Below are 3,986 nucleotides of genomic sequence, written 5' to 3'. Positions count from 1 at the left end.
TCGGAGATTCTTCTACAATTTCTTCAATGGTAGGAGATGCTAAAATCGGAGATTCTTCTACAATTTCTTCAATGGTAGGAGATGCTAAAATCGGAGATTCTTCTACAATTTCTTCAATGGTAGGAGATGCTAAAATCGGAGATTCTTCTACAATTTCTTCAATGGTAGGAGATGCTAAAATCGGAGATTCTGGTTGAATTTCAGATTCAACCGCTTGATTTGTAGAAAATTGACTCACCTGTGCTTGACTGGCTTCTAATTCAGCATTTACCTCCTCTAGCATGGTTTGATACTGAATCAAAAAGTCATTGAGTTTTGTAACTTCAGTTTCACTTTCTTGCAATTGTTCTGTCAGTTGTGCAACCTGAGTTTCAGATTCAAAAAGAGATTGATTCAGTTGTTGAACTTGAGTATCTTTCTCCTGTAACTGCACACTCATCTGTTCAAGTTGAGCTTGATATTGATTTTCCGATGTTTCTATTGCTTGCTGAAGTTGATTTTGATATTTTTGTTCTGACTCTTGAATAGTTTGTTGAGTCCGAATCAGATATAATTTGTCTTGTTCCTCTCGTTGCTGACGATTGTTTTCCTCTATACTCTTTTTTTGATTGGATATCTGTTTGTCAAACCACCAGTAGGCAAGTCCTACACCTACCACGAATCCAATAATTAACGTAACCACTAAATTGCCGAAAGCCATACAATCACTCCTATTTTATCGAAACCTAACGTAGTTCTCTCACGATATGTATTACAAATCTTAACTAAACAGAATAAATCCCAAAATATTAGTTTAGGATTTTATAGACTATAAGTTGCTTATTTTGAATCGTCAATCCAAATGTCAACTAAATCCATCACTGTTTGCGCTCACATCTTTGTCTGAAGACGAATACATTGGCTAGGATACTACTATACCCAAAAACAAGCAAGGTGATCCAAACTGCTATTGATCAAAGACCAGTCCAGTCCCAATTCAAGAATTTGCCTTTCCCCTGAGTACCTGGCCAATAATTGTAGAATTTGTGTTCAGCCAATAACTTCAGTACCTCCCAACGGTGGGTTAAGTTAAAATTAAGGCTTTATAAATTAGTATCAAAAGCTACAGTTAACCGTTATCATGTTTTGATTTGTTGAAATAGACGGAATTCCTGCCCGTTCGCGGCGGGGCGGATGTCAAATTTCAAGTATAGTAGTGCACAGGAAACAGAGAACAGAAATAATGTACCATATAGGTTTCGGCATGATTCTATGTTCTGACCTTTCTGGTGACTACTAGAACTCTAAAAGATAGGGGCTAAAGGCTGTGCAATTTCAATCTTACGATCCGGGTGAATTTTACGATGAACTGTTTGTGGCGAAAGGACAACCTCGTTCCTATGCAGCCCAGTTAATTGATCGAATTAATTCTTTATCCCCAGGGGATTTAGAAATTCGACAGGAAGCGGCTAAAACAGCAATGATGAAATTAGGAGCAACTTTTAACGTTTATAATGATAGTGAAGGAACAGAAAGAATATTACCCTTTGACTTAATTCCTAGAATTGTTTCTGCTTCAGAATGGTCTCATTTAGAAAGCGGATTGAAGCAACGTATTCATGTATTAAATCTATTTATTAATGATATTTATGGGGAACAAAAAATTGTTAAAGATGGAATTATTCCCGAAGAATTAATCCTGTCTTCTAAAGGATTTCTTAAACCCTGTATGGGGTTAAAACCCCCTAAAGGAATTTGGTGTCATATTACAGGTACAGATTTAGTTAGAGATCAAGAGGGAAAATGGTACGTTCTCGAAGATAATTTGCGCTGTCCATCGGGGGTTTCCTATGTTTTAGAAAATCGCCGGGTAATGAAAAGCACATTTCCCCAACTTTTTGCTAAATTAGGGATTCAACCCGTTGATGAATACCCCAGTCATTTATTAGATACCTTGCTAAATTTAGTGGGGGATCATATTACTAATCCGACGGTTGTTGTTTTAACTCCGGGGATGTACAATTCCGCCTACTTTGAACACTCATTTTTAGCCCAACAAATGGGGGTGGAATTAGTCGAAGGACGGGATTTAGTGGTCAGTGATGGCTATGTGCAGATGCGAAACACTAAGGGTTTACAACGGGTGGATGTGATTTATCGCAGAATTGATGATAATTTCATTGATCCGTTAGTTTTTAATCCTGAATCAATGTTAGGGGTTCCCGGGTTAACGGAAGTGTATCGAAATGGTCGGGTTGCTCTGGCGAATGCTTTGGGAACTGGAATTGCAGATGATAAAGTGATTTATGCTTATGTTCCCCAAATGACTCAATATTATTTAGGAGAAGAACAAATTTTATCCAATGTTCCGACCTATTTATGTTGGGAACCTAAACAACTGAAATATGTGCTAGATAATCTCGATAAATTAGTCGTTAAAGCGGCGAATGAAGCGGGAGGATATGGGATGTTAGTCGGAACCCAATCTACCGAAGCAGAACGTCAAGAATTTGCCCAAAAAATCAAGGCGAATCCCCGAAATTATATTGCACAACCAACATTATCTCTATCTCGCGTTCCAACCTTATTAGGAGATACTTTTGAAGGGTGTCACGTTGATTTAAGACCCTATATTTTATATGGTGAGGATATCTATGTTCATCCAGGGGGATTAACCCGGGTGGCGATGAAAAAAGGGTCATTAGTTGTTAATTCTTCTCAAGGAGGAGGGACTAAGGATACTTGGGTTTTATGTGAATAAATCTGTGATCGGATTTCATGGATTTTTTGGGGGTGGCTTCATCTTATTAAACAGTAAACCGTTAACAATTTTTAATATGTTAAGTCGTGTTGCAGATTCTATTTATTGGTTAAATCGTTATGTAGAACGGGCGGAAAATATTGCTCGTTTTATTGACGTTAATCAAAATTTATTATTAGATTCTCCCTCCGGTGTTCAACAACAGTGGAAACCAATTATTGTCACAACGGGAGATTTAGAACTGTTTAAAGAACGTTATGGAGAGGCTACCGCAGAAAATGTGATCCAATTTTTGACCTTTGATAGTAATTATCCCAGTTCTATTTTATCTTGTTTACGGGCTGCCCGGGAAAATGCTCGTTCAGTTCGAGAAATTATTTCCTCGGAAATGTGGGAACAGGTGAATGAATTTTATATGATGGTTAGAGATGCGGCTTTAGGAGATAGTTCCTATCAACTCGCGGATTTCTTCTATCAAGTGAAAATGCACGGACACCTGTTTGCGGGGGTGATGGATGCTACGATGTCCCATAATGAAGGATGGCATTTTGGCAACATGGGGAGATTATTAGAACGGGCGGATAAAACCTCTCGAATTTTAGATGTTAAGTATTATATTTTGTTACCTTCGGTACAGGATGTGGGAACAACTATTGATGAAATTCAGTGGATTGCATTATTAAAATCTGCGAGTGCTTATGAAATGTATCGGAAACGCAAACAACACCGAATTACGCCCTCTAGGGTGGTAGAATTTTTAATCTTGGATCGGGAGTTTCCCCGTTCAATTCAATATTGTTTGTTACAAGCGGAGCGATCGCTTCAATGTATTACTGGAACTAGCCCCGGAACCTGGCAAAATCCTGCCGAACGGGAGTTAGGACGGTTACGTTCTGAACTCGATTATCTGACGATTGAAGAAATTATGCAAACAGGAATTCATGAATTTTTAGATGATTTGCAACATCGGATGAATCATGTTGGTGAGCGAATTTATGAAGATTTTTTTGCCCTAAAACCAGTTGTCAGTCCCTTTGTCCAGACTCAAACTCAAGCGAGTTCCTGATCGATCCAACCCCTAATACTTTCAAACCTTCCGTTTCAATAGCCCATAATAACTTAGTAGCCGTTAACGGATTTTGGAGGATATCACAACCGCCAAGGCAGTTAGGATAAAGACGGATCTTGGAACCCAGACAGTGAAGTATTTTCCCCCGGTGTTCCCTTCCCCCCTAGCCCTGCGTGC

Annotated in this window: 2 protein-coding genes and 1 pseudogene; 2 read left to right on the top strand and 1 reads right to left on the bottom strand. The window is 38.7% G+C overall.

Annotated features, from left to right (window positions below):
- Window positions 1-700: pseudogene (locus AC559H_RS21640) on the bottom strand (hypothetical protein); the annotation flags it as partial.
- A 606-nt stretch (window positions 701-1,306) separates the two neighbouring features.
- On the opposite strand from AC559H_RS21640, the gene AC559H_RS21635 reads away from it, so the two are divergent.
- Both AC559H_RS21635 and AC559H_RS21630 read left to right on the top strand, forming a co-directional pair.
- Complete coding sequence (locus tag AC559H_RS21635) at window positions 1,307-2,740, top strand: circularly permuted type 2 ATP-grasp protein (protein ID WP_026794970.1); 1,434 nt, start codon at window positions 1,307-1,309, stop codon at window positions 2,738-2,740.
- Between the two features lie 76 nt (window positions 2,741-2,816).
- Window positions 2,817-3,806: an alpha-E domain-containing protein gene (locus AC559H_RS21630; RefSeq protein WP_026794971.1), complete on the top strand. Its 990-nt coding sequence runs from the start codon at window positions 2,817-2,819 to the stop codon at window positions 3,804-3,806.
- Window positions 3,807-3,986 lie beyond the last annotated feature (180 nt).

Source organism: Planktothrix prolifica NIVA-CYA 540 (assembly GCF_963864145.1).
Lineage (GTDB): Bacteria > Cyanobacteriota > Cyanobacteriia > Cyanobacteriales > Microcoleaceae > Planktothrix > Planktothrix agardhii.
The sequence above is the reverse complement of the archived record's forward strand: the minus strand, read 5'-3'. Positions and strand labels throughout refer to the sequence as shown.

Coding starts and splice junctions, on each gene's coding strand:
- AC559H_RS21630 (WP_026794971.1), top strand. CDS start 2,817: ATGTTAAGTCGTGTTGCAGATTCTATTTATTGGTTAAATCGTTATGTA.